Raw genomic sequence first — 23,042 nt, 5'->3', positions numbered from 1 at the left:
CCTCCCTAAAACTCACCTGTTAAAATTTGTCCCGGAGAGCACAATGTGTTTACATAAAAATTAGTCCTCACATTTGTAGTAGTAACAGGTAGAGCATAACTTCTCCAGTTATCAACATTATCACCTCTTTCTATACCGAAGAACCCTATCTTCCTAACCATTGACTTTCTCAACCTTGGTAGTTTGTATCCAGCAACCATAAAATCAAAAAGTGTCAAATCCACATTATCTATAACCTTACCAGAACCATCCTTTATCGTTATCTTGAGATTCCTAGTAGGTATAAGTAGATTGTCGTAAATTAGGTCAAAGTAGGAAAACGCATGATTGGTAGTCCTACCGATAGTATAAACCTGCCCACTTTTCAGAATAGTATTTGATGGTATCGTTATAACCTGTCTAAAACCATAAACATCTTCTATTATAACATTCCAAAAACTTACATCAACATCACCAACATAGAAGTTTCTTATTTCAATAAAGTTATCAAGATCATAAGAGTTACCAAAACTATCTACACTACCAGCCCAGTGTATTTCAGTAACAGCAACTTCAGACCTCAAATCAGCAACAGCAAAATTATAGTAATCCATACTTGGATCACCTACACAGGATGATAGAAACATTAAACCAAAAAGCAAGATGAATACCATACTAATCACCTCCCGGAGTTGCGAAAGTATTACTAATATAGTTTGGATTTATATTTAACTTATTAGTGGCATTATACCAACTTGTTGAAAGGTATCCATGATCAATTACATCTAATTTTCTAACCATCGTTCTCCTAGGATTACTCGTAGTTCCAGCCAGTGGAGATGAAGTATGGTTACCAGCAATATCAACAGTCTGACCGTAAGGACTTAAGATAGTTACGGAAAACCCTGAATTAACTAGCGACAAGTCCTCACTCAAAATATCATAGTAACTAAAAGCATTTGGAACATAATTCTTCCTTCCTATAACAAGAAAACTACCGGGCGGTAGTATTGTTCCACCAGGTATCCCTATAACCGTTGGAGAAGTTGGATTATTAGCATTGGTTATTACAATACTATAACCCGATATATCATAATAGTTCGTTGAGATATTCTTAATCTCTATGAACTCCGCGTATGGATAACTAGTACCATTGTTGTCAAAAGCACCAACCCAGTTTATCTCACTTACAACTATATTCGTATAAGGCACTGATGTCAGTATCTCACCAGCAGTTCCAGAAAGATTAGTAGTTTCAACACTAGAGAAGTACGAAGTTAGAAATTCTTTTAACCTAGTAGCAACAGGACCATAAAACATCACAATCACCCCATCCTTAACATTCAAATTCTTTGTAAAATCAAAAGTAGTTAGCGCAATTCCATCCTCTAACTCAGAGGAACTTACCATAATATTGAACCATATAGGCTGTTTAAAGACTCTTGTTTTTTGGAGTATTCCTGCGTAATTCGTATAGCCATTCGTGAAGTTTATTCCAACATTTATCCTAGAATTGGGACTATATCTAACGGAATTGTAGAGGTAGTAATAAAGGTTGTTGTTATCAATACTCCTAAAGTATGAAACAAAGTTTTCAGAAGACTGACTAATGAATGTTTCAAGCACATTCATGAAATCTTCCTGTGGAACAAATACTATCCTAACACTGTTGTTTGCAATCCTATACACCTTTGCGTTGTTATAAACTACTTTTGAACTCTCATACCTACCAAACCGATACATCTGATTGAATTCACTTATAAGGTCATTAGCAACATATTCATTCTTTATCCTTACGAAGAAAAACTGATTGGTTACAGAATGAGTAGATAAAACTAAACTCTCAATTCCATCAATCACAACGAAGTTTGCACTCATATCTCCATTTACATTACCTGAAACCAAAACACTCGTATTAACACCACTCGGAGACCCAAGATTGTCAATCAAAACTCTTACTCTCACACCCCTCTGAATTAAACTATTCACCTTGGAAGCAATACTAGGAGTAAGAGAGTATAGAGACACATAAGCACTACTTTTTGCTTTGTCTAGAAATCCTATAACATACCCTTCATTAGTAATACCAAAATCAATCTCATCGTAGAAATTCAACTGTGGTTCAGACACATTCAACATATTACAGGAGGTTATGATGAACAACAATAGCAAAAAAGTCATCCTCATCATAACTACACTCCTATATTCGTGTGTTCAAGAAAACTTCAAACCCAATAAAGTCATACAATCCATAAGGCGCTTTAGGGATGCTAACAGGTATGCTATAGAAATCAAAAGGTAAAAGCCAACCAAAATTTATACCTGTTTCCATACTTCCGTTGTAGAACTTATACTTACCTATCACATTGAGTTCAGTAGCCATAAACTTACCAAACCTCTTCTGGTCATAAACATCAATCCTTAACCCACTTGCATTAAGGTTTGCAGAAGATTGAGAAGTATCAAGGTATGCGTAAAACTCAACCATCAATCCAAGACCATTGCTATTTGGATCTTTTGAAAATGACAGAATATTCAAGTCTTCTATACCAACTTTAGCACTCCCCATAGCGGTAGGAGATGACCTGTGTAGTCCAAAAGGTTTAAACACTATACCCTGATAATTCACAATAGCACTAGGATAGTTTCCATAGTATTTACTGAATAACATTCCTCCTACTCTATCACCCTTCATTGAGATAAAACCATAATTTATGTAGTTTCCATTCCTATCAGTGTTAGCACTACTAACATACAATCCATCAAGCCCAGCCTTGAAAACATCAGAGACAAACTCAACTCCTAAATATCCAAGAAAACCGAATGTCTCAACATTAGGAAAAGTTCTATGCTTTCTATCAATCCCGTATGAAAGAGCAAACTCTACCATAAAAGATACTAGTTCAAAATCAAAATAGGAAGACAAACCACCAACTAAAGCAAAATCGTTATCAGCAAAGTTTCCTTCAGCACCACCCCTAGTTATCTCCCAACCACCTTGATTAGGACTCTCACCCATCGCACCTATCCTAGCGAAAATGAAATAAACCTTACTCAAACTATCCTTTATAAAATCGTTTGATAAACTTAAGGATAGTGTTGTAAATAACTTATAAGTATTTACATCACCGTCAAAATACCTAACAGTGTAAGGATGCCTATCATCTTTTAGTATATAAACACCTTCAGCAGGGCTATTCATTGAGAAGAAATCAAAACCTAACTCAAACCCAAAGATACTATAACCAAACTTCACTATCAGAGCATCAAGTATGTCTTTTAATACAAAATTCTTAAATCTAGTTGTATTTATTGAGTAGAACTGTCTTCCTACCTTTAAGTCAAGATAAGAAATCTTCTCATATCTGTAGAGTCCGATATTCATATTCGCTTCCTTTAGGAATATGGAGTTGCCTTCAGAGTTATACTCAGCAGAATCATTACCCCAGAAGAAAGGTTTGTAAGCATTCAAGTAGAAGTCTATGGTCTCATAAACATTCAAACCTATCTCAACTCCAACTCTAGAATATACAATCCCAACCGCATCGTCGGTATTCTCAACTGTCGTTACACTTCTATTATCAAGAGCTCTCAAATCTCCATTGTTGAAGTAGTAGAAACTATTATTCAAGTAAGCGCCAATCTTGACATCCTTTACAAAGTTTGTATTCGCAAAAAGTGTTGCGTTGAGTATCAAAACCAGCGTCATTACTCCACCAACAATCCACTTGATACTTGCTACAAGAGTAGATAGATTCAACTTTTTATCACTCACTCTACCTACAGAGATTAGTTTAATTTTGTCAAACTGACTTAAAGCCTGAAAGTATCTTTTTATCATAACTTAACCTCCTATCTTTTCTTTGTTTCAACGATAATTCTAGGTCTAGTGTCAAAGTTTCTCTCATCCAAGACACCTACACTACTCAAGCGATACAAGATCATATCCCTTATAGGATTACCTGTATTGACAGCATTTACACCCTCTTCCTTGAACTCGTTGTATCCATCACCACCATTGTAAATAAAGTCTGAAACCGCAACAGAATATAAAACATCATCATATATTGGCACACCACCGTAGAGATAATTTGTCCTCTTACTTGTTATAACAACCTCAACAGGATGTGAATAGTATAGAAAAGCACCCTTACCACGATTGTTGAGCCCTTTCTCCATAATCTTCTTAAGAGTCCTACCTCTTAAATTTAGAACAACAACATTATTGTCAAAAGGATAGAGTTCGTAAATGTCTTTTATAGTTATATTACCCTTTTGGACACTTGACCTAACGCTACCTGCGTTTATTATTGCTATCTCAACTTGAGACTGCCTTGCGACAATATCCGCTACTATACCACCAAGAGGCGAGTATTCACTTCTTATCTTTGAAGCATCTAAAAAGAGGTCAGACTTTGCTATAACAGAGTTGAACTTATCGGATAACTTGACATCATACTGTTTTATTATGCTATCAATCTTTTCATCATTCGTAAATGTGTCATCAATCAGTATAAAGTAGTTTGTGATACTGACAATGTTTTTACCAACGAAATCAACTCTAACAATACCAGCATATCCACCCCACTGCCACGCTTGGGCAACAAGTGTATTCCCTATTCTCCTTGATGTCAAGGCATGGTCGTGTCCAGAAAGGATAACATCAACAAGTCCAGTTTCAGCAACTCTATAGTTTGTGCTTAAATAAGTATGACTAACAAGTATTACCAAATCGTTTTTTTCTCTGACTTTTTGAGAGACAATAAAATTCGTTATAGATACTAATTCACTTTCTATTGTTATATCTGACAGATAAATAGGATTATAAACAGATTTATCAGATATAGTGAGACCAACTATGGCAATCCTTAAATCATTTATGTTTGTTGTAACCATTTGAGGAAATATAGGATTTCCTTTTTCATCCTTCATATTCACAGAAAGGAATGGGAATTTTGCTATTCTAGAAAGGTAAAGTATGTTAGTAAGACCAAAGTCCAGTTCGTGATTACCTACTACTGCGGCAGTGTAGTTCATTTCATTCATCAAAACAACATCAATCTCACCGTAGAAAGCACTACTGTATATTGAACCTGTGAGTAGATCTCCAGCATCAAAAACCAAAACATTCTTATTCGTTTTTCTAATCTCTTTTAGTAGTGTTGCTCTTCTTGAGATACCACCAACTAACTTTCCTGAAGCATCCTTGAAAGGTAGTATCTTACCGTGAGTATCATTAAAGAAGACCAACAATAGAGAGTTAGTAGATGCTACTGAAGATAGAGGATTTAATACTAGGATACTTAACAGAGATATAACAAACATTTTAAACACTTTCTTCATAGTCGCTTATCCAAACTTAAAAAGAAAACCGCACCCGAAGGTGCGGTGAGATCATTAATACAATACTCCAGGGGTTGCTCTCGTATGATCCTGAGCACCATTTATTAGATTAGTAGCATTAGTAGCCTGTCTCCATAGTGTAGCATTTGTAGGAGCATATATGAAATTAGTTCTCACCATAGAAATATTCGTTCCAGAAGAAGAACCTATGGGTGCAAAACCACCGTTTGTTGAAAACAGAGGTGGTGTATTAGCACCAGCAGGAGTAAAGGTATTTGTTCCACTAGTAGTTGCTATAACATGATCAGATACATTCGTAACACCACCACTAACCGACCACAGCCAGAAGACAAAACCACCATTAGCTATAACATTACCAACATTAGTATAGAAGTAGTAATCTTCTATGTTGTTCATATTCAGATAATTTGTATTTGAGGTAGCATTGAGTAGAAGCAATATTGAATTTGCTCTTATTATTAAGTCGTTAGTTATTTTGTAATTCCTATTAGCGCCATATGTATTATTCAGATACGATAATGTCCAACCATTGAGATTAATATCGTAAGAATTGGTATTGTAAAGTTCAATGAATTCACCATCACCAATAACACTTGTTGAAGAAATCCTATATCCAGCCCAGCTTATTTCAGAGAAGAATACACCACTGTATATATTAGATATCCTATACACACTTATGTTGTTCGTAGGAGTGTATGCGGATATACCGTAGGTTGTGTTAGTTGCCATTACAAACCATCTATATCTACCACTTGGTAGTGAAGATAGGTCTATAGAAGGATTAGTTGTATTAACATTAGTTGACATAGCAATAGTATTATTCACTGCGTTCAGTATATAGACAGTTGCTTGATTGAACGCACCTGCTGGAGTGTAGCTCCAGGAGAGTGATATACTATTTCCATCAGATAGTATGTTGTGTCTGTGATTGTTGGTAGGATAGGATACTAGAGATATGCTACCAAAATTCGTAACATATATGGTGTTTGTAGATGAATACGAGTACATTCCTGTAGAAGTATTCGTAGCGAGAACATACCAATTATACACACCTACATTTGGTATGCTTGTACTCCAAGAAGTTGTAGTTAAACCAGTTACAGAAGCAACAACATTATTCATACTGTCCAAAACATAAACATTAGCTTGATTGAAAGCAGCAGTAGGTGAATATGCCCAAGAGAAGATTATGGTAGTTCCATTTTCTACTATGTTATTGGTATAATTGTCTGAAGGTGATGTCAAACCAACAGAAGCGTAATTAGTTATCTTAATATTATTAGTTGTGGAATACACTACTAGAGCAGAGTTAGTATTTGAAGCCATGACATACCACTTGTAATCACCATAAGGCAGAGTTGAAATGTTAATACTTGAACTAGTTGAAGATACATTCATATTTGACCTAACAGGATTATCACTAGAATCAAGTAAATACACATTCGCTATGTGTAAAGACCCTAAAGGACTGTAGGACCAACTGAAACTAATGTTATTACCATCTATCGCTATGTTGTGAATATCATTGTCAGGAGGTGATGTTAATGTTATATTACCAAAGTTGGTAATTATTAGTGTATTCGTGCCGGTTGAAGAGTTAGTTATACCACCAGATACTCCTAGAACAAACCACTTATAGGTTTCTACTGGGAATGCGAGGATGTTTATATTAGTGTTAGTAGCATTCACTGATATATTCGTAAATACTTGGTTATTAGTAGTGAATACTAGTATATACGATGAATATGAACTTCCTGAACCTGTCAGCGTCCATACAAAATTCTGCGTTGAATTCAGTGCTTTATTTATAGTTGTATTATTAGTAGGAGTAGATAACGATATAGTTCTAAAGACAAACCACACAGAGTTTGAAGCACCAGGCGTCCCAAGATTGTTAGTTCCACCATAAGCATAGTTGATATTGCTCACAGCAGCTTCCCAAGCACTATTATTTGTCCCACTTATAAACGGCAATACTCTCTCCATAGTCCTCTTTGGCGTCCCTGAACTACCCTTTATCGCAACCTGCCCAGGTTGCCCACTCCTCGTCTCAACAAAGTCTATCTCATCACCATTCGGCGCTATTATCGCTACCCTAAATCCACTATTACCTATATAGTTTATCCCACTCCACAAAAACCTCTTGTATGTTCCTGTATTAACAACCAAACTGTATGGATTGTGAGTATTATTAGTTATGAATACAACTAAAAACTCACCAGGAGCAAGACTTAAAGTAGAAGGAAGTGTAACCCTCTTGTTCGTAAAACTACCCCCACCATCATACCTCAATTGAAAACCACCAAGATTTATAGTGTTGGTAGTGTTATTCATTATCTCAACAAACTCTCCATCTGCAGTAGCAGATGTGTCATTTGAATATGACCCTCCCCAGTTAATCTCAGTTATTACTAGGTCAAGAGGACCATAGGAAACATTGTTCTGATTATTATTGTTATTGTTGTTGTTATTATTGTTTCCACCATCATCAACCTGAGACTGATTATTTGAAGGTTGAGCAACTTCCCTACTACAACTATAGAAAAGTGTAGCCGAAGCAAGTATCGCAACAACCATTGTAAAAATAAGTGTTTTCTTCATAAGATAACCTCCTATTTTTGTAGAAATTCTAAAACCATTTCTTTAACAAAACATAAAATTAATGTAAATGATATGTAAATATTGAAATGAACTCAAAAACTACAAAATTCACTAACTTCAAACATAAATGAATATACATTCATAATATCTTACTATGAGAATAGTGATTTTAGTAATAGCATTCCTAATACTCTTAAGTTCTTGCTCAAGAAATGACTTTAGGAATGTTGAACTAATAGACATAAAACTAGGACCTAATGGTGATTTTGCTGTAGCATATTATTCAAATGAGACTGTTAATGTTTATTCGTTTGAGAAACTAATAAGAAGTTTTCAAAGAAAAGCAATTTTTGTATCAACATCAACCAACACAATAGGTAGTTATATGCTAATAACTGATTTTGGGTTCTTAAAGGATGGAAGAACTTATGTTGTTGGGTTTAAGCCTACACTAGGCTGGTCAATCAGAGTAGGTGATAGAACCTTTGGATACTATAGTTATGTATCCGAGTTTGAACAATCTAAAGACGGAACAACTGTCGCTTTCATATACAATGTAGGTGGAACATTTGATGGAACGAATGTTGTTGGTGGTAAATTTTATGTTAACGTTAACGGAAGAGATTATGGACCTTATGACTTCGCATACAACCTTTCATTCTCTCAACAGGACAATACTTTCTACTTTGTCTATGTAAATGGTAAAAATCACAATCTAAAGATTAACGAAGGAGATTATGTAGGATTTGGTAATGTTATACCACCACTATCATTCGCAAACGAAACCCAATTCAGTTTTGCCTATAGAATTGGGAGAAATTGGTTTCTACACCCCACCGAAAAACTAGAACCCAACATATACAACCTGATAGTTTCAGATAGAGGAATTACACTAATTTTCACAAACTCAAACTATACTCTTATAAGCAACGCTAACTCAAACTTTGTAGTGGATGGAATATTAGTAAAACTAGAAGAAAAGAACGGTAAATACCTAATACTATCAAAGGTTAGTAATGGATACAAAATATACTACGATATAGAATACGGAATTTATGAAAACATAACAAAACACTTGACTATTAATGACAAACTTGTATTTAAATACAAAAGTAATGACAACTGGTATATCTTTGTAGAACCGAATAATTATGGACCTTTTAAGTATGCTGACTTTATAACCTACCAAGGAAAGATAAGGATAGGATATATTGAAGATGGTATTGTAAAGACACTGGATGTTGAATAGTATCTAGAAGAATTAAAGATACGGAAGTAAGAATTCCTTGAATGACCTCCTACTATAAGCAACGAGATCACCAAACATTAGTAGTAATACTGTAATTAGACTAAACCTTTCATATTTATTCCTAATATCCCATCCTTAAGTTGGAATAGTTAGTTTATCTTCTTATATCCTCGTATCTTTCAGTTTTCTTTTCAACTATTGGTATTACTGATATTGTGTGAGTTCCATCGGATGATGTGCCAACAATAGGTATGTTTCTTATACCATCTGGTAGATACATCTTAAGGTAGAACTTACCATCTTTATCAAGTTTTATCTTTTCACCGAATATTGTTACGGTTGCGTCGGGTTCTGTTTGACCATAAACTGTCAATTCAGTATGGACTTCCAACCAAAAACCTTTTCTCTGAGGTGGTCTTTCAGGTATTGCAAAAGAACTAACAAACTCTGCTGATGATATGTTAAACGGCATCTCAAGTGCTCTCAACATCATTCCAGAACCCACGACCTCGTGTAGGACACCTAATCCTGATGCTCTGAGTATATCATCAGTTACTATCATCCATTCCTCATCATAGAACGGAGAGACACTACCCCTCGGAACTCTAATGATGTTTGATCTAGCAATCACTATGAAGTTTCCATCAATAATTACACCGAGATCTACACAATAACTCCTATCATACTCTGGAACATTGATATACCAGTTATTTGTATAGTCATTTACATACACATCAAAGAAAGAATTTGCGTTTAATCCGTTGAATACACTTTCTACTCCTGTAACATCATAAACTCTCAGAACCATCTGTTTCCCATGCTCACCTCTCGGCAACAGCCCTAACTCCTCTCTTCTCTTATGAGATATCTCCCAATAAACATGTGTCCAATATGGATCTTGGACTAACAAAACAATCTTCGTGTCTCCATACTCATGGGGTAGTTCCTTTGGTTGCTCAACGAAATAAACAACACTTGTTTCAGTTTCATAAACCTGAGATGAAGATATAGCAGTATCTATTGATTTTTCAATCTGCTCTAATATCTTCTTAGTTTTACCAGTTTTTAATTTACTTGTTTTAGCAGAAGTTCTAGATTTAGAAGTTTTAGCCTCCCCCTGAAGCATTTTAATTATATCTTCCTTCTTCATCTTTGAATTAACATCTAGACCCTTTTCTTTCGCTACTTTGACTAGCTCATCCTTTGTCATAGTATCAAAACTCTTCATAAAATCCTCCTCTAAAACACTAAACTCAACAGTATTATAAAAAACATTGAAAATGTTTTCAACAAAACACTAACTTCAATGAAAGGACAGTAAATTGATTTTAATACTACCTTTCAAAAATATTTTAATTAAAGTTCAGGAGGATGTATGCCTAAAATCCATCACACGGCAATAATAGAAGGGAATGTAAATCTAGGTTCTGAGGTAGAAATAGGTCCTTATGCTGTCATTAAGGGAAATGTAATAATTGGTGATGGTTCTATATTAGAAATAGGAAGTTGTATATACGGCAATGTCAAGATAGGTAACCTCAATAAGATAGGTCCTTACGCAGTAATAGGTTCTGACCCACAAGATTTGAAATACAAAGGTGAAGAGGTTGGGTTCATTGAAATAGGAAATGAAAACACTATAAGAGAGTTCGTTACAATTCACAAACCTACATCAAAGGACTCATCAACCAAAATAGGAAACAAATGCTTACTTATGGTTGGCTCACATATCGCTCATGACTGCGTTGTTGGAGATGAAGTAGTTTTGGTTAATAACTGTCTTCTCGCAGGATTTTCGGTAGTTGAAGACGGAGCTTTTATATCCGCACTTATAGGAATACACCAGTATGCTAGAGTTGGTAAGTATGTGATGATAGGAGCACTCTCAAAAGTAGTTCAAGACATACCACCTTTTACCATGGCATTAGGTAATCACGCAGAAGTTGTTGGAATAAATTCTGTTGGATTGAGAAGAAGAAACTTCACGCCTGAACAGAGAAATAGAATAAAGGAAGCATACAAGATAATCTACAAATCTGAATACACAATTAGAGACGCTGCGAAAGTAATCGTTGATATGTTTCCTGATGACCCAAACATAAAATACATATCTGACTTTATCCTCTCGTCCAAGAGAGGAATAGCAAAAGGATTAAGAACAGAAGAGGAAGGAATAGTTGAATAACTCACAAATCCAATATGAAGAAGGAGAGACTTGATAACATATTAGTAGAGAGAGGAATAATCAGTTCTAGAGAAATCGCTAAAAGACTCATAATGGCTGGTATGGTTTTAGTCAATGACCAAAAAGTATTTAAACCATCTTATCAAGTAAAGACTGACGATAAGATAGAATTACTAGAAAAACCTAAATATGTCAGTAGAGGTGGATACAAACTAGAAGGAGCGATAAACGATTTTAAGATTAGTGCTGAAGGTAAGGTATGTATGGATGTAGGTGCATCAACTGGTGGCTTCACCGATTGCCTTTTACAAAACAAAGCAAAACTTGTCTATGCTATTGATGTTGGATACGGACAGTTAGCACAGGAATTAAGAAGCAATCCGAGAGTCATAGTTTATGAACGAATTAACGCTAGGTACCTAGATACTCTCTGTGAGGAAGGGAAAGTTAAGTTTGAATTGCTACCTGAACTTGTTGTTATGGACCTATCATTCATATCTGTTACGAAAGTTATAATACCTGTAGCCAAAGTTGCAAAAGAAAAAACCGAATTTCTAGTTCTAATAAAACCACAGTTTGAACTTGAACCAAAGTATGTTGGTAAAGGTGGTATAGTAAAAGAAGAATACCACAACCTAGCGATACAGAAAGTAAAAACATTCTTGGAAGAGAACAACTTTGAGATACTCGGCTTAACTCCATCAAAACTCAAAGGAACTGACGGCAACCAAGAATACTTCATTTACTTCATTAAGAGAAACGATTGATATAGATTTACTGTCAGTAGTATAACCCATAGTCAATAAAACAACTTGAATGCTAAACTTATCGCAACGAACAAAATTAGTAGAATTCAGAATTCATAACTAGAACAAAGTCTATATTCTCTCTACAAATCTAGAATAATTTGTTTATCTTGTCATCAATGAATTCTTTTATTCTACTTCTGAAGACACTCTCTGAAAACTTTTCTGCGTTTGACCTTACAAACTTTGGATCAATCTCGTCCTGTATTTTTTCAAACTTCAGTATTGCATCCTTGAGTGCTGAAGGTGTTTGTTCATAGAAGAATACTCCTGTTTTACCATCAACGACAGTTTCTACCGTTCCTCCTCTACCGAAAGCAATGACAGGTGTTCCACAGGCCATCGCTTCAACGGGCATAATACCAAAGTCTTCTTCCGCAGCAAATATAAACGCTTTCGCTCTCTGCATATAGTCTATCAATACCTCATTAGGTTGATACCCCAAAATTTCAATATTACTCTTACCTTTTGCGATATTCTTAACTTTTTTAAATTCAGGACCATCACCTATCACAACCAGCTTCCTATCTGGAAGATAAGAGAATGTTTCTACAACCATCGGTATCATCTTGTATGGCACCATTCTAGACGCAACTAGATAAAACTCTTCCTTATCCTCTCTCAATCTAAAACTCTCAACGTCAACAGGTGGATAGATAACTTCAGCATCTCTACCGTAAATCTTTTTAATCCTTCTTGCAGTGTATCTTGAGTTTGAGATAAAATAATCTACCCTATTCGCCGTAGAATAATCCCACAATCTTATGTAGTGTAGTATGACTCTTGCTATGAGAGACTTAAGCCCTTTTTCTAGGTTTGCTTCTTTGAGATACTGGTGATACAAATCCCAAGCATACCTTATCGGCGTATGACAATAGCAGACATGTAGTTGATAATGCTTTGTCAAAACACCCTTCGCTACTGCGTGCGAAGACGATATGATAACATCATAACTTGATAGGTCAAACTGTTCTATCGCTATCGGGAAGAGAGGAAGATAGTTTCTATATTTCTCTTTTGAAAATGGAAGTCTAGAAATGAATGATTGAACTACTCTATCGCTTGGAATACCAACCTTTTGAAGTGTCTCGTCATTAGCCACAAGTGTGAAAACATCTGAAGGATACAGAGAGTAGATATGCTTAACAACTCTCTCTGAACCAGCAAAAGAAACAATCCAGTCAGAAACCAAAGCAAACTTCATTAAACCCTCACAAAAGTTCCAACTTTCTCACCAGATACAATCTTTCTTATCACATCTTTCTCCATAAGGTTAAAGACAACAATTGGTATCTTACTCTCACAGCTCAAACTGAAAGCAGTTAAATCCATAACCTTCAAGTTTCTCAATAACACCTCATTACCATCAATTTCTTCAAACTTTTTAGCATCAGGATATTTCATAGGGTCTTTGTCGTAGATACCATCAACTTTGGTTGCTTTTAAGACAACATCTGCTTGAAGTTCTGCCGCCCTCAATACTGCCGATGTATCCGTAGAGAAAAACGGATTACCAGTCCCACCAGCAAGAAGTAGTATATATCGTTTTGAAAGGTATTCTAAAGCCTTCTCTACCGAATACTTCTCCGCTATTCCATCAACAGGTATAGCAGAAAGAACAATTGAACTAACCCCCCTTGAAGTGAATGTATCAGAAAGTGTTATTGAATTAAGTATCGTTGATATCATTCCAAGTCTATCACTATTAACTCTCTCAATCCCCTTGACAGCAACCTTACTACCTCTTATAAAATTACCACCACCTACCACTATACTAACTTCAGCTCCTAATTCGTAAGCCTTTAAAACTTCATCAACAACAAACGCAACAACATCCATATCAATTCCAAACCCACTAGCCCCTCCCAAAACCTCACCACTTATCTTTATCACACACCTCTTGAACTTCAACATAAACTTTCAAAATTATATTCAATATTTCAATACTATTTCAAATTGAACCGAGATACACTTGAAACACTTTTGATAAATACGGAAAATGTTTAAATTGAAAACAAAAACTGGATAATTAATACTTCAAAAAGCCGTTTAGAAATCCTTACTAATAAGAGAAACACTTGTAGCAACAGAATATATATACTTCATTTTTAGGAGGGCAGTTTATGGAGTATATTTTGCTGTTTCTAGGAGGAGCGTTTTTGAGCATCATACACACGCTTATACCAAATCACTGGGTCCCTATTATAACACTATCAAGGTATCAAGAATGGAGTAGCAGTTTCACGAAAGTTTCAATCTTCATAGTATCAACTATGCACGCATTGAGCACCATAATAGTAGGTTCAGCGATAGGTATTCTCGGAATGGAAATATTTAAAAACTTTGAAGGCTTGTCAAAAGTAATACCAAGCGGAATATTCATACTTATGGGAACAATTTTTGTCTCCCTACACATATTTGATTTCTCAAAACACCATCACCACCACTCAAGAACCGAATTCCATCTACTACACTCACACAAAAAGTCTGTGTATTTGTTGGGATTAGTTATCGTTAGTATCGTAATCTTGATAACCACTATACTGATTAGAAGCAATTTCAGTCTTGATGTTTTGGTTCTAGGTATATTCATAATTCTATCGCTAGTTAGCATAATAGTCATACAGAAATTACTAGAGCGAAAGCATAAATTTTTGTTTTTTAGCCATCACGAACACACTAACGATGATAATAGTATCCATCTACATACTCACTCACACAACCATATACATCATAGTATAAGTAATGTGAGTTCAGAGCACAGTGTTAGTCTAGACAGGTCTGTAGGTTTAAGCAAATGGAGTAGTGTGTTAGGACTAGGAATAGCACTGTTCTTCTCCCCCTGCGCCGAGATAGAAATCTACTACATACAAGCGAGCGTTTTAGGGATCAGTGGCATAATTCTACTATCCTTAACCTATTGGGCCATCACCGTAATTCTCACTTACATACTAGTAGGACTTGGCGAAAAGGTTATACAAAAATTCAAACTGGATAAACTTGAACACAATGAGGACCTGATAACAGGTATTACTCTCATTATCTTCAGTGTGCTTTTCTATGTATTCTAACAGTTTTTGAAAACTTGACAAATAATGTATCTAGTGTCATATTATATACCATAAATAGCTTCATCATTATGAAGGTAATAACTTTTAGTTATGAACCAAATGTATGTTTTGCCTGTAAAGTAAGAAAATAATTTGGAGAAGGAACAATGGAAAAAGTAAAGATTGAAAAATACCGACCTTCGCATTTACCTCACGAACTCAAGCATAACCTGAAAAGTAGGATAAACAGAGCCAAGGGACATCTTGAATCTATCGTTAAGATGATTGAGGAGGATAGACCTTGCGAAGAGATAGTCTTACAGTTGGTAGCTGTAAAATCAGCAGTCAATGAAACAATAATCAGTATCCTTGAAGGACATTTGGAAATGTATCAATCAGACCCAGAGGAATACAAAAACCTTGACACTATTGAAATAGTCAAGATCCTAACAAAGGTTCTTAGGTCAAAGTAGTCATCAATCACCTATTCTTCAGCACAGCGAGACAACTGTGTAGCGCAGTGGATATATCCTCATAAAGTAGTCTAGGATTTGATTTCTTAGCAGTGTTTATAGCGAAGAGTATATCATTCTGATTGTATCCTAAACTCCTCAAAGCCTTCACAATGTCATCAAAATTTGATTTCTCCTCATCAACCTTTATACCAAGTTTGTGAATAGAACTTTTAAGTTCAGCAACTATTCTTTCTGATGTTTTCTCACTAATCCCCTTAACAGAAGACAAAACACTAGTGTCTCCTTTAATTACTGCCCTTACAATTTCAGAAGGTGAGAAGTGTGAAAGAATCTTCATAGCCAGTTTAGAACCTACACTACTCACACTCATAAGCGCCAGAAAAACTTTTCTTGAATCTCTATCTAGAAATCCATACAGTTCATCACCGTTCTCATACAAGTGCCTGTACAGATAAACCTTATATTCCTTACCAACCTCAATAGAAGATAAATCCCTAAAAGATAGGTAAATAGAATAACCTATGTTGTTAACTTCCAAGACTACTCTACCATCATCAATCTCAACAACCTTACCAACTAAATAGTCAAACATATACTACTTTCTGCTAACATATATTATTCCCGAAGATTCTAGGTCTTTTTTCATATCCTCTTCCATATGACATTTTTTATATTTCCTTCCACTTCCGCACCAACAGGGATCATTAGGCTTCGGCCTCTTTACAGTCTTTATAGTTTCTTGTGATTGAGAAGCATTCATAACGGAAGCAAACGGATTAACTGCTCTAAACTGCCCGACCTCTTCGTGTCTAATCGCTAACTTGTCAAGTGATATCAGACCAACATCTCCAACCTTCTCCTCAACCGATACTCTCATTCTAGCGAAGATGAAGCAAAATTCTTCTCTTATCTCTTTCATTGTATTATGAAATACTTCGTAAGCATCAAGTTTAAACTCAACGAGAGGATTTCTCTCTCCATAGGACCTTAAAGTTATACCCTCTCTCAATTCCTCAATCTTATGTAAATGTTCTATCCATTTCATATCTATTATGTTGAGTAGAAGAAACTTAACTCCCTCAAGAAAAGCCCTATCAGACACATTATCACCAATCCTCCTTCTAATACCCGTGTATAAAACTTCAGACAACTTTTCAAATCTCTCATCATCTTTAACAGTATTCTTAAACAGATTGTTTAGAAACTCTTCACTGACACTGAATGCAAATGTATTATTTATAATCTCTACTATACCACCAACTCCTAGATAAGAACCATTCGCCCTATCCTTTTCCTGTATATCAAAGAAATAGTCTGAAATCATCTTTCTAACTATCTTCTCTATCTCTACAATTGAGAGTATCTTATCTCTTAGGGAGTATATAAGGTTTCTCTGTTCGTTTAGGACGTTATCATACTCAAGTAGATATCTTCTTATCTCAAAGTTATACCTCTCAACCTTCTTTTGAGCGTTTTCTATCGCAGATGTAAGCCACGGATGTTCAAGTTCCTGCCCATACTCCCACTTCATCATACTCATAAGATTCTTCAACCTATCAGAGCCAAAAAGTCTAAGAAGATCATCTTCAAATGAAACATAGAACCTAGTGAAACCAGGATCACCTTGTCTTCCTGACCTACCTCTCAACTGGTTGTCTATCCTTCTTGCTTCGTGTCTCTCCGTTCCAATAACATGTAGTCCTCCCAGTTCTCTCACACCTTCCCCTAACTTTATATCCACACCTCTACCAGCCATATTCGTAGCAACCGTAACTGCATACTTTTTACCAGCCTCGGCGATTATCTTTGCCTCTTTTTCGTGATTCTTCGCGTTCAAAACATTATGAGGAATCTTTTCTTTTGACAGCATTCTTGAGAGCATCTCAGATTTCTCAACCGATATAGTCCCAACGAGTATAGGAACACCTTTCTTGTGTAGTTCTTTTATTTCTCTAACAACTGCTTCAAACTTTTCCTTCTCCGTTGCAAATATCTTATCATTGGCATCTTTTCTCACAACAGGTTTGTGAGTAGGTATGACAACAACATCAAGTTTATATATCTTCCAAAACTCCTCTGCTTCAGTCTCTGCGGTTCCCGTCATACCAGCAAGTTTCTTATACATCCTAAAGTAGTTTTGGAAAGTGATAGTTGCTAGAGTTCTAAACTCTTGTTTTATAGGCACTCTCTCTTTCGCCTCAATTGCCTGATGTAATCCATCACTCCACCTCCTACCATACATATATCTTCCTGTGAATTCGTCTATTATAACAATCTCTCCAGAGACAACCGAGTAATCAACATCTCTCTTGAAAAGATGATGAGCTCTCAACGCTTGATTGATAGCATGAACCATCATCAAACTCTTCGTATCAATAGCACTGAAAAGACCTTTCATTGATGTCATCTCTTCTACTTTCTTCATACCTTCTTCCGTCAAGTAAGCGTTCTTTTCCTTTTCGTTTATAACGAAATCACCAGTGTTCGGTATAGGTTTGCCCTTTTCATCAACTTTCGCAGGAGTCAGCTTCCTTACGATACTATCAGCGGTTATGTATATCTCTGTGTTTTCAACCGCAGGACCAGATATTATAAGAGGTGTTCTTGCTTCATCTATCAATATTGAGTCAACCTCATCAACTATTGCGTAATGATGCCCTCTCTGAACCTTATCCTCAAGTGAATAAACCATATTGTCTCTCAAGTAGTCAAAACCAAATTCATTGTTTGTTCCGTATGTAATATCGCATAGGTATGCATCCTTCTTCGTAGCATTCACAAGTTTAACTTTGAAACAATCTATTGCTTCCTTGTTTATCTTATCCTCCGATAGTATATCATCCAAAAACACACCTTTAGGCCATGCTCTTATGTCATTCTCAATAGCATAATTAAATTTTTCTATATTCTCCCACTCAACGACATAACTCTTATCATTAGGATTAATAACTCCGACGGTAGCACCAAGAAAGAGATATATAGGCCCCATCCATTCCGCATCTCTTCTCGCAAGGTAGTCATTAACCGTAACGAGTTGAACATTATTACCCGTTAGCGACTCAACGAATAGTGGTATAGTAGCAACGAGTGTCTTACCCTCTCCTGTTTTCATCTCTGCTATCTTACCCTGAAACAAAACAATTCCACCTATTATCTGAACATCAAAATGTCGCATTCCAAGTGTTCTCTTACTCGCTTCCCTTACAAGAGCAGTCCCCTTCACAAGATCATCATCCCCAATCCTACCACTACTCCTAACTTTACTTCTAAGTTCATTCGCAACTTCTATAAGCTCTCTATTCGTAAGTCTGTCAAACTCTACTTCAAGTTTTGACACCTCCTCAACAAATGGTCTTATCTTCTTTATATCTCTCTCGTGCTTTGTGCCAAATATCTTCTCCAAAATACCCATACTACCCTCTCAAAGTAAAAATATATTCCAACTATTCAACTAAAATCAAATTGAGATGATAAGACTTGCTAATGAAAATATAGTTGAAAAACAGTAAAAAACTTTTTATAATTTAATTAACTAACCAGTAAGTTAATAAAGGGAGGGATTATGGAGACTTCTCCTAGGGATAGGATAATGGGATCTGCGATAAAACTCTTTTCAACGAAGGGTTTTGACGCTACATCTGTTGATGAAATAGCGAAGGATTCAAACATCAACAAAGCGATGATATACTACTACTTCTCAAGTAAGGATGGACTACTCGTAAGTATCATTAGAAAAAGCATTGACGAATTCTACAAGACAGTTCAAGATATGGATATAGAATCATTCGCATCACTCAAGGATTTCATAAGAACATTAGTCGTAAATCTCGTAGACTACATCACAACACACAAGGATGTAGTTAAAATCTTTTTTAGGGAAGGGTTCATATACAGCGATAAAATAGGATCTACGGTAAGTGAGTTAATATCTTGGGTTTTTGAAAACTTAATCTCAAAAATAAAGAACAAATTCAAACTCTCTGATAATCTATCCTACATTGACTGTGCGATAATGACAAACCTAGTTGCCGGTATAATCCACTTAGAGAGTAGGCTTGATGGTGAAGAAACTGAAATCATTAAAAACACCTACATTGATAAAATAACTGACATTATGTATTTTCTCGTTTCAAAAAATTGTTAATGGAGGGTTAGATATGAATAATGAAAAGGCAATCATCACTTCACAGAAAATAAATTTAATCTCTCTAGAAGGGAGGACAGCTATGATAACAGGTGCAGGGAGTGGAATAGGTAAAGGGATAGCAAACACTCTTGCAGATGCAGGAGCAACAATATACGCAGTAGATTACAACCTTAACTCACTGTTGGAGTTAAAAGAAGAATCTGAGGGAAAGGGAAGAAAAGTAAGGATATTCCAATACGACCTATCAAGTAGAAAAGAAATTCAGAAACTATGGGACGAAGTTAGAAATGCAGAACCAGACATACTCATAAACAATGTAGGCTTGTATCAATTCAAGGATTTTTTAGAAATTGACGAAGAGTTTCTGAACAAGGCTATAGACATAAACCTTAAATCTTGTTTCTGGATGTGTCAGTTTATGATAAAAAGGAACCTTGAAAGAAGCAGAGGAGGAACGATAGTTAATATATCTTCAATAGAGGCGGTATTACCACTCGTTGAAGGTCTTACACACTATACTGCTAGCAAAGCAGGTGTTATAGCAATCACAAGAGCACTAGCAAGGGAATATGCCCACAAAGGCTTTAGAGTTAACGCCATACTGCCGGGAGGCATCGTTACATCAGGAACGAAAAACCTTGCCAAAAAAGCACTGATGAAATTTGATTTGACTCTTCTCAAATCAGGTAGGCGATTCTGGGATAGACTCCCGTCAAAAAAGCTTGGAAAACCTGAAGACATAGGTAGGGTTGTATTAGCATTGGTAAGCGATTTGTTTTCTTATGTCCACGGAGCGGTAATACCAGTAGATGGAGGATTTCTATCAGCATAACAAGCAAGGATAGTATATTTTCTTCACCAAAGAACGATAAAATACCCTTCAACACTTAACTTCCCCGGGATTTTTATAACTCACCATTAGTGAAGATATGAATCGTTTTTTCAACTATTCTAACTAAACGATACACAGCAACCTAAAAATACACAAAAAACTGTCTAGAAGTTTTCTACTAGTGTTTAGAGTATTTGAACAAAAACTTTCATAGATTCTATAATTACTTTGTGTGAAACAAAAACTATACGAACTCATAGTATAAAATACTCTCTAACTAGTGATATTAGTCATATTGAAGACTACATTGATAAAATGTCTAAACAGGAGATTGTAAATATTCTAGTAGAATTACTTGATACTTATCTTAACGATAAAAATTCTTCTACTCTGCGAGAACTAATACCTATGGTAATACTTGGAGCAAAGATGAATCAAGAAAAACTTGGTTACAACGGTTCCATCCAAAATCGCAAAATTGAAGTAAAACCTCAAAACATTGATACAAGTAAAAAGCGAAAATTAAATGGAGGAGGTAGCTTCAACGACTACACACTTGAAAGATTTAAATCTCATGAAAAAGACAATCCTCTAATCTTATCAGCAGGTTATATAAATGGGAAATTGATTTACATATTAAAGTTTGAATTTGATTGTATAAAGAACAAACTAAAAGAACAGTTAGAAAGAAGATTCCCAAAGAAACGAAGAGAAACAGGACAATATCTAAGGTCCGCATCCTTTAGCTTTAAAGACTACAAAGATTGTAAAGATTTAGAAGTTTCATTCATAAGGGACGATTACTCTAAGTATAAAGAATATATTTCTAGAGAATTATTTGAATTCTTACAAACAAAAACAGTATGAACAGAATAGAGAATTTACTAAATAAAGTAATATGTGGAGATGTATTAGAGGTTTTGAGAAGCATTCCTTCTAACTCAGTAGATTTAGGTATCACATCACCACCATATAACAAAAAAGAAAAATATGGAGGGTGGCTGGTTGAAAAGGTTAAGTACAAAGGTGCTAAAGACACTATGGACGAAAAAAAATACCAAGAATGGCAAGTTGAAGTATTGAATGAACTATATAGAATAATAAAAGATGACGGTTGCTTCTTCTACAATCACAAGATACGGTATGAGGACGGCAGAATGATACATCCTATGGAATGGATAAGTAAGACAAAATGGATAGTTTGGCAGGAGATTATATGGAACAGGAGGATAGCAGGAAACATAAGAGGCTGGAGGTTCTGGCAAGTTGATGAGAGAATATACTGGCTCGTCAAGCAAAAACCAAAAGAGTTAAAACCCCAACACGCAAAATTCACATCAGTTTGGGAAATCACACCAGAATTTTCCCATAAATCACATCCTGCAGTCTTTCCAATAGAGTTACCAGCGAGAATCATATATTCAATCCTAGAGGACAGAAACGGTATCGTAATTGACCCATTCTGCGGAACTGGAACAACACTAGTAGCATCCAAAATACTTTCAAAATCATACATAGGGATAGATATATCACAAGAGTATGTAGATTACTCAATAAGCAGACTCAACAACTACATAGATGAGAAAAACAGAGTTATGGAAGAAATTAATAAACATTTCATAGAGATGACATTCAAAGAAAGAAAAGAAAAAGGTATGTGGGATAAGAAGTTAAAAGCCCAACAACCAAACTCACTCTGGTGAAGATATTACGAATAAACAATAAGAAAACTATTCAAAGTTTCCCCAATCCTTCCTCGCAATAAACCTCTTCTCGTATTTTAATTCACCATCTGAATGAAAATCATTCATATAATGAACAATATTCAAAACTTGTTAAGCATTCAAATTCATTTCCTAAATTGGTTATCTTGTTCTATTATCATTCCAAAGCCTTGTGAGTTTTTGCTACCTAGCCCTGTTGAGAGTGCTAAACCTATCATCTTCTCTTCTCCCTTAAGTAGTAGCCTACCCTCCCAACCAACAACAGGAGTATTCTTGAAGAATGTAACTACTTTCTTCCATCTCTTAGACAGAGGTATTATCAAAACATCATCACTACTATATCCAAAGTTTGCCATAAACTTCCTATTAAGATTTGACTTCAAAAATTCAAAAAATCTCTCATCATAAGGTGAGAGGTATCTATTCTTATTTTCTTCGGGTATATGGACTGTAATAGGAGATACAGTTTTGACATCAACCTCGTTTGAAGGTTTTATAATGTTAAAATCAACAGATTCAACCATTACCTGATTGTTCCCAATCTTAACTTGCTTAATCTTCAACACTTCCGCAGAGAGAGTATCAATTATCAGATTAACCGATGTAGCGAAATAGAAATAAACAGGTGG

At 35.5% G+C, this 23,042-nt stretch carries 20 protein-coding genes; 9 read left to right on the top strand and 11 right to left on the bottom strand.

All coding sequences use genetic code 11. The annotated features are described in order from the left end of the window. Positions 1–5: 5 nt before the first annotated feature. The 5 genes from NZ579_06525 to NZ579_06505 are packed head-to-tail and all read right to left on the bottom strand — an operon-like array spanning position 6 to position 7,944. Positions 6–653 (bottom strand): hypothetical protein, encoded by a 648-nt coding sequence (locus tag NZ579_06525; protein MCS7299591.1) that lies wholly within the window; start codon positions 651–653, stop codon positions 6–8. Between the two features lies 1 nt (position 654). Further along, positions 655–2,169, bottom strand: coding sequence for a hypothetical protein (locus NZ579_06520; GenBank protein ID MCS7299590.1), 1,515 nt, complete (start codon positions 2,167–2,169; stop codon positions 655–657). 10 nt (positions 2,170–2,179) lie between these two features. Continuing rightward, on the bottom strand, positions 2,180–3,820 hold the full coding sequence (locus NZ579_06515; protein ID MCS7299589.1) for a hypothetical protein: 1,641 nt from the start codon (positions 3,818–3,820) through the stop codon (positions 2,180–2,182). Between the two features lie 11 nt (positions 3,821–3,831). Next, entirely contained in the window at positions 3,832–5,322 is a 1,491-nt protein-coding gene (locus NZ579_06510; GenBank protein ID MCS7299588.1) for a bifunctional metallophosphatase/5'-nucleotidase, read from the bottom strand. A gap of 54 nt (positions 5,323–5,376) precedes the next feature. Next, the gene (locus NZ579_06505) at positions 5,377–7,944 is read right to left on the bottom strand and encodes a lamin tail domain-containing protein (protein ID MCS7299587.1); all 2,568 of its coding nucleotides are present in this window, start codon (positions 7,942–7,944) and stop codon (positions 5,377–5,379) included. Positions 7,945–8,098: 154 nt separating this feature from the next. On the opposite strand from NZ579_06505, the gene NZ579_06500 reads away from it, so the two are divergent. After that, positions 8,099–9,193 (top strand): hypothetical protein, encoded by a 1,095-nt coding sequence (locus tag NZ579_06500; GenBank protein MCS7299586.1) that lies wholly within the window; start codon positions 8,099–8,101, stop codon positions 9,191–9,193. Between the two features lie 154 nt (positions 9,194–9,347). On the opposite strand, the gene NZ579_06495 is transcribed toward NZ579_06500, so the two are convergent. Beyond that, complete coding sequence (locus NZ579_06495) at positions 9,348–10,421, bottom strand: DUF4912 domain-containing protein (GenBank protein MCS7299585.1); 1,074 nt, start codon at positions 10,419–10,421, stop codon at positions 9,348–9,350. Positions 10,422–10,568: 147 nt separating this feature from the next. On the opposite strand from NZ579_06495, the gene lpxA reads away from it, so the two are divergent. Together lpxA and NZ579_06485 are read left to right on the top strand one after the other, a co-directional pair. After that, the gene (gene lpxA / locus NZ579_06490) at positions 10,569–11,378 is read left to right on the top strand and encodes an acyl-ACP--UDP-N-acetylglucosamine O-acyltransferase (GenBank protein ID MCS7299584.1); all 810 of its coding nucleotides are present in this window, start codon (positions 10,569–10,571) and stop codon (positions 11,376–11,378) included. A 14-nt stretch (positions 11,379–11,392) separates the two neighbouring features. Continuing rightward, on the top strand, positions 11,393–12,145 hold the full coding sequence (locus NZ579_06485) for a TlyA family RNA methyltransferase (protein MCS7299583.1): 753 nt from the start codon (positions 11,393–11,395) through the stop codon (positions 12,143–12,145). A gap of 130 nt (positions 12,146–12,275) precedes the next feature. On the opposite strand, the gene NZ579_06480 is transcribed toward NZ579_06485, so the two are convergent. Next, on the bottom strand, positions 12,276–13,388 hold the full coding sequence (locus NZ579_06480) for a glycosyltransferase family 4 protein (protein ID MCS7299582.1): 1,113 nt from the start codon (positions 13,386–13,388) through the stop codon (positions 12,276–12,278). Further along, complete coding sequence (gene pyrH / locus NZ579_06475) at positions 13,388–14,098, bottom strand: UMP kinase (GenBank protein ID MCS7299581.1); 711 nt, start codon at positions 14,096–14,098, stop codon at positions 13,388–13,390. Before pyrH ends, NZ579_06480 begins: the two co-directional genes overlap by 1 nt. A gap of 209 nt (positions 14,099–14,307) precedes the next feature. On the opposite strand from pyrH, the gene NZ579_06470 reads away from it, so the two are divergent. Both NZ579_06470 and NZ579_06465 read left to right on the top strand, forming a co-directional pair. Beyond that, on the top strand, positions 14,308–15,255 hold the full coding sequence (locus tag NZ579_06470; GenBank protein ID MCS7299580.1) for a hypothetical protein: 948 nt from the start codon (positions 14,308–14,310) through the stop codon (positions 15,253–15,255). 146 nt (positions 15,256–15,401) lie between these two features. Next, positions 15,402–15,707 carry a metal-sensitive transcriptional regulator gene (locus NZ579_06465; protein MCS7299579.1) on the top strand — a complete coding sequence of 102 codons (306 nt, stop codon included), beginning with the start codon at positions 15,402–15,404 and terminating at the stop codon, positions 15,705–15,707. Between the two features lie 7 nt (positions 15,708–15,714). On the opposite strand, the gene ruvA is transcribed toward NZ579_06465, so the two are convergent. Both ruvA and NZ579_06455 read right to left on the bottom strand, forming a co-directional pair. Continuing rightward, positions 15,715–16,302, bottom strand: a complete 588-nt coding sequence (gene ruvA, locus NZ579_06460) for a Holliday junction branch migration protein RuvA (GenBank protein MCS7299578.1) — start codon at positions 16,300–16,302, stop codon at positions 15,715–15,717. A gap of 3 nt (positions 16,303–16,305) precedes the next feature. Beyond that, positions 16,306–19,122, bottom strand: coding sequence for an SEC-C metal-binding domain-containing protein (locus NZ579_06455; protein MCS7299577.1), 2,817 nt, complete (start codon positions 19,120–19,122; stop codon positions 16,306–16,308). 150 nt (positions 19,123–19,272) lie between these two features. Here NZ579_06455 and NZ579_06450 point away from each other — a divergent pair, with 150 nt between their 5' ends. The 4 genes from NZ579_06450 (at position 19,273) to NZ579_06435 (ending at position 22,392) form a co-directional block, all read left to right on the top strand. Next, positions 19,273–19,854, top strand: a complete 582-nt coding sequence (locus tag NZ579_06450) for a TetR/AcrR family transcriptional regulator (GenBank protein ID MCS7299576.1) — start codon at positions 19,273–19,275, stop codon at positions 19,852–19,854. A 13-nt stretch (positions 19,855–19,867) separates the two neighbouring features. Next, positions 19,868–20,689: an SDR family oxidoreductase gene (locus tag NZ579_06445; protein ID MCS7299575.1), complete on the top strand. Its 822-nt coding sequence runs from the start codon at positions 19,868–19,870 to the stop codon at positions 20,687–20,689. 315 nt (positions 20,690–21,004) lie between these two features. Then, positions 21,005–21,556: a hypothetical protein gene (locus tag NZ579_06440; GenBank protein ID MCS7299574.1), complete on the top strand. Its 552-nt coding sequence runs from the start codon at positions 21,005–21,007 to the stop codon at positions 21,554–21,556. Next, entirely contained in the window at positions 21,553–22,392 is an 840-nt protein-coding gene (locus NZ579_06435; protein MCS7299573.1) for a site-specific DNA-methyltransferase, read from the top strand. Before NZ579_06440 ends, NZ579_06435 begins: the two co-directional genes overlap by 4 nt. 146 nt (positions 22,393–22,538) lie before the next feature. On the opposite strand, the gene cas6 is transcribed toward NZ579_06435, so the two are convergent. Further along, on the bottom strand, positions 22,539–23,042 hold a 504-nt coding region (gene cas6 / locus NZ579_06430), incomplete at its 5' end, for a CRISPR-associated endoribonuclease Cas6 (GenBank protein ID MCS7299572.1).

It is taken from the genome of Spirochaetota bacterium (genome assembly GCA_025061835.1).
Lineage (GTDB): Bacteria > Spirochaetota > Brevinematia > DTOW01 > DTOW01 > SKYB106.
Note: the sequence above shows the minus strand (reverse complement) of the source record. Positions and strands in the feature narration are given on the sequence as shown.

What these genes read in the sequence shown, in the direction of transcription:
- NZ579_06525 (MCS7299591.1), bottom strand. Translation starts at nt 653, where the DNA reads ATGGTATTCATCTTGCTTTTTGGTTTAATGTTTCTATCATCCTGTGTA.
- NZ579_06520 (MCS7299590.1), bottom strand. Translation starts at nt 2,169, where the DNA reads ATGATGAGGATGACTTTTTTGCTATTGTTGTTCATCATAACCTCCTGT.
- NZ579_06515 (MCS7299589.1), bottom strand. Translation starts at nt 3,820, where the DNA reads ATGATAAAAAGATACTTTCAGGCTTTAAGTCAGTTTGACAAAATTAAA.
- NZ579_06510 (MCS7299588.1), bottom strand. Translation starts at nt 5,322, where the DNA reads ATGAAGAAAGTGTTTAAAATGTTTGTTATATCTCTGTTAAGTATCCTA.
- NZ579_06505 (MCS7299587.1), bottom strand. Translation starts at nt 7,944, where the DNA reads ATGAAGAAAACACTTATTTTTACAATGGTTGTTGCGATACTTGCTTCG.
- NZ579_06500 (MCS7299586.1), top strand. Translation starts at nt 8,099, where the DNA reads ATGAGAATAGTGATTTTAGTAATAGCATTCCTAATACTCTTAAGTTCT.
- NZ579_06495 (MCS7299585.1), bottom strand. Translation starts at nt 10,421, where the DNA reads ATGAAGAGTTTTGATACTATGACAAAGGATGAGCTAGTCAAAGTAGCG.
- lpxA (MCS7299584.1), top strand. Translation starts at nt 10,569, where the DNA reads ATGCCTAAAATCCATCACACGGCAATAATAGAAGGGAATGTAAATCTA.
- NZ579_06485 (MCS7299583.1), top strand. Translation starts at nt 11,393, where the DNA reads ATGAAGAAGGAGAGACTTGATAACATATTAGTAGAGAGAGGAATAATC.
- NZ579_06480 (MCS7299582.1), bottom strand. Translation starts at nt 13,388, where the DNA reads ATGAAGTTTGCTTTGGTTTCTGACTGGATTGTTTCTTTTGCTGGTTCA.
- pyrH (MCS7299581.1), bottom strand. Translation starts at nt 14,098, where the DNA reads ATGTTGAAGTTCAAGAGGTGTGTGATAAAGATAAGTGGTGAGGTTTTG.
- NZ579_06470 (MCS7299580.1), top strand. Translation starts at nt 14,308, where the DNA reads ATGGAGTATATTTTGCTGTTTCTAGGAGGAGCGTTTTTGAGCATCATA.
- NZ579_06465 (MCS7299579.1), top strand. Translation starts at nt 15,402, where the DNA reads ATGGAAAAAGTAAAGATTGAAAAATACCGACCTTCGCATTTACCTCAC.
- ruvA (MCS7299578.1), bottom strand. Translation starts at nt 16,302, where the DNA reads ATGTTTGACTATTTAGTTGGTAAGGTTGTTGAGATTGATGATGGTAGA.
- NZ579_06455 (MCS7299577.1), bottom strand. Translation starts at nt 19,122, where the DNA reads ATGGGTATTTTGGAGAAGATATTTGGCACAAAGCACGAGAGAGATATA.
- NZ579_06450 (MCS7299576.1), top strand. Translation starts at nt 19,273, where the DNA reads ATGGAGACTTCTCCTAGGGATAGGATAATGGGATCTGCGATAAAACTC.
- NZ579_06445 (MCS7299575.1), top strand. Translation starts at nt 19,868, where the DNA reads ATGAATAATGAAAAGGCAATCATCACTTCACAGAAAATAAATTTAATC.
- NZ579_06440 (MCS7299574.1), top strand. Translation starts at nt 21,005, where the DNA reads ATGTCTAAACAGGAGATTGTAAATATTCTAGTAGAATTACTTGATACT.
- NZ579_06435 (MCS7299573.1), top strand. Translation starts at nt 21,553, where the DNA reads ATGAACAGAATAGAGAATTTACTAAATAAAGTAATATGTGGAGATGTA.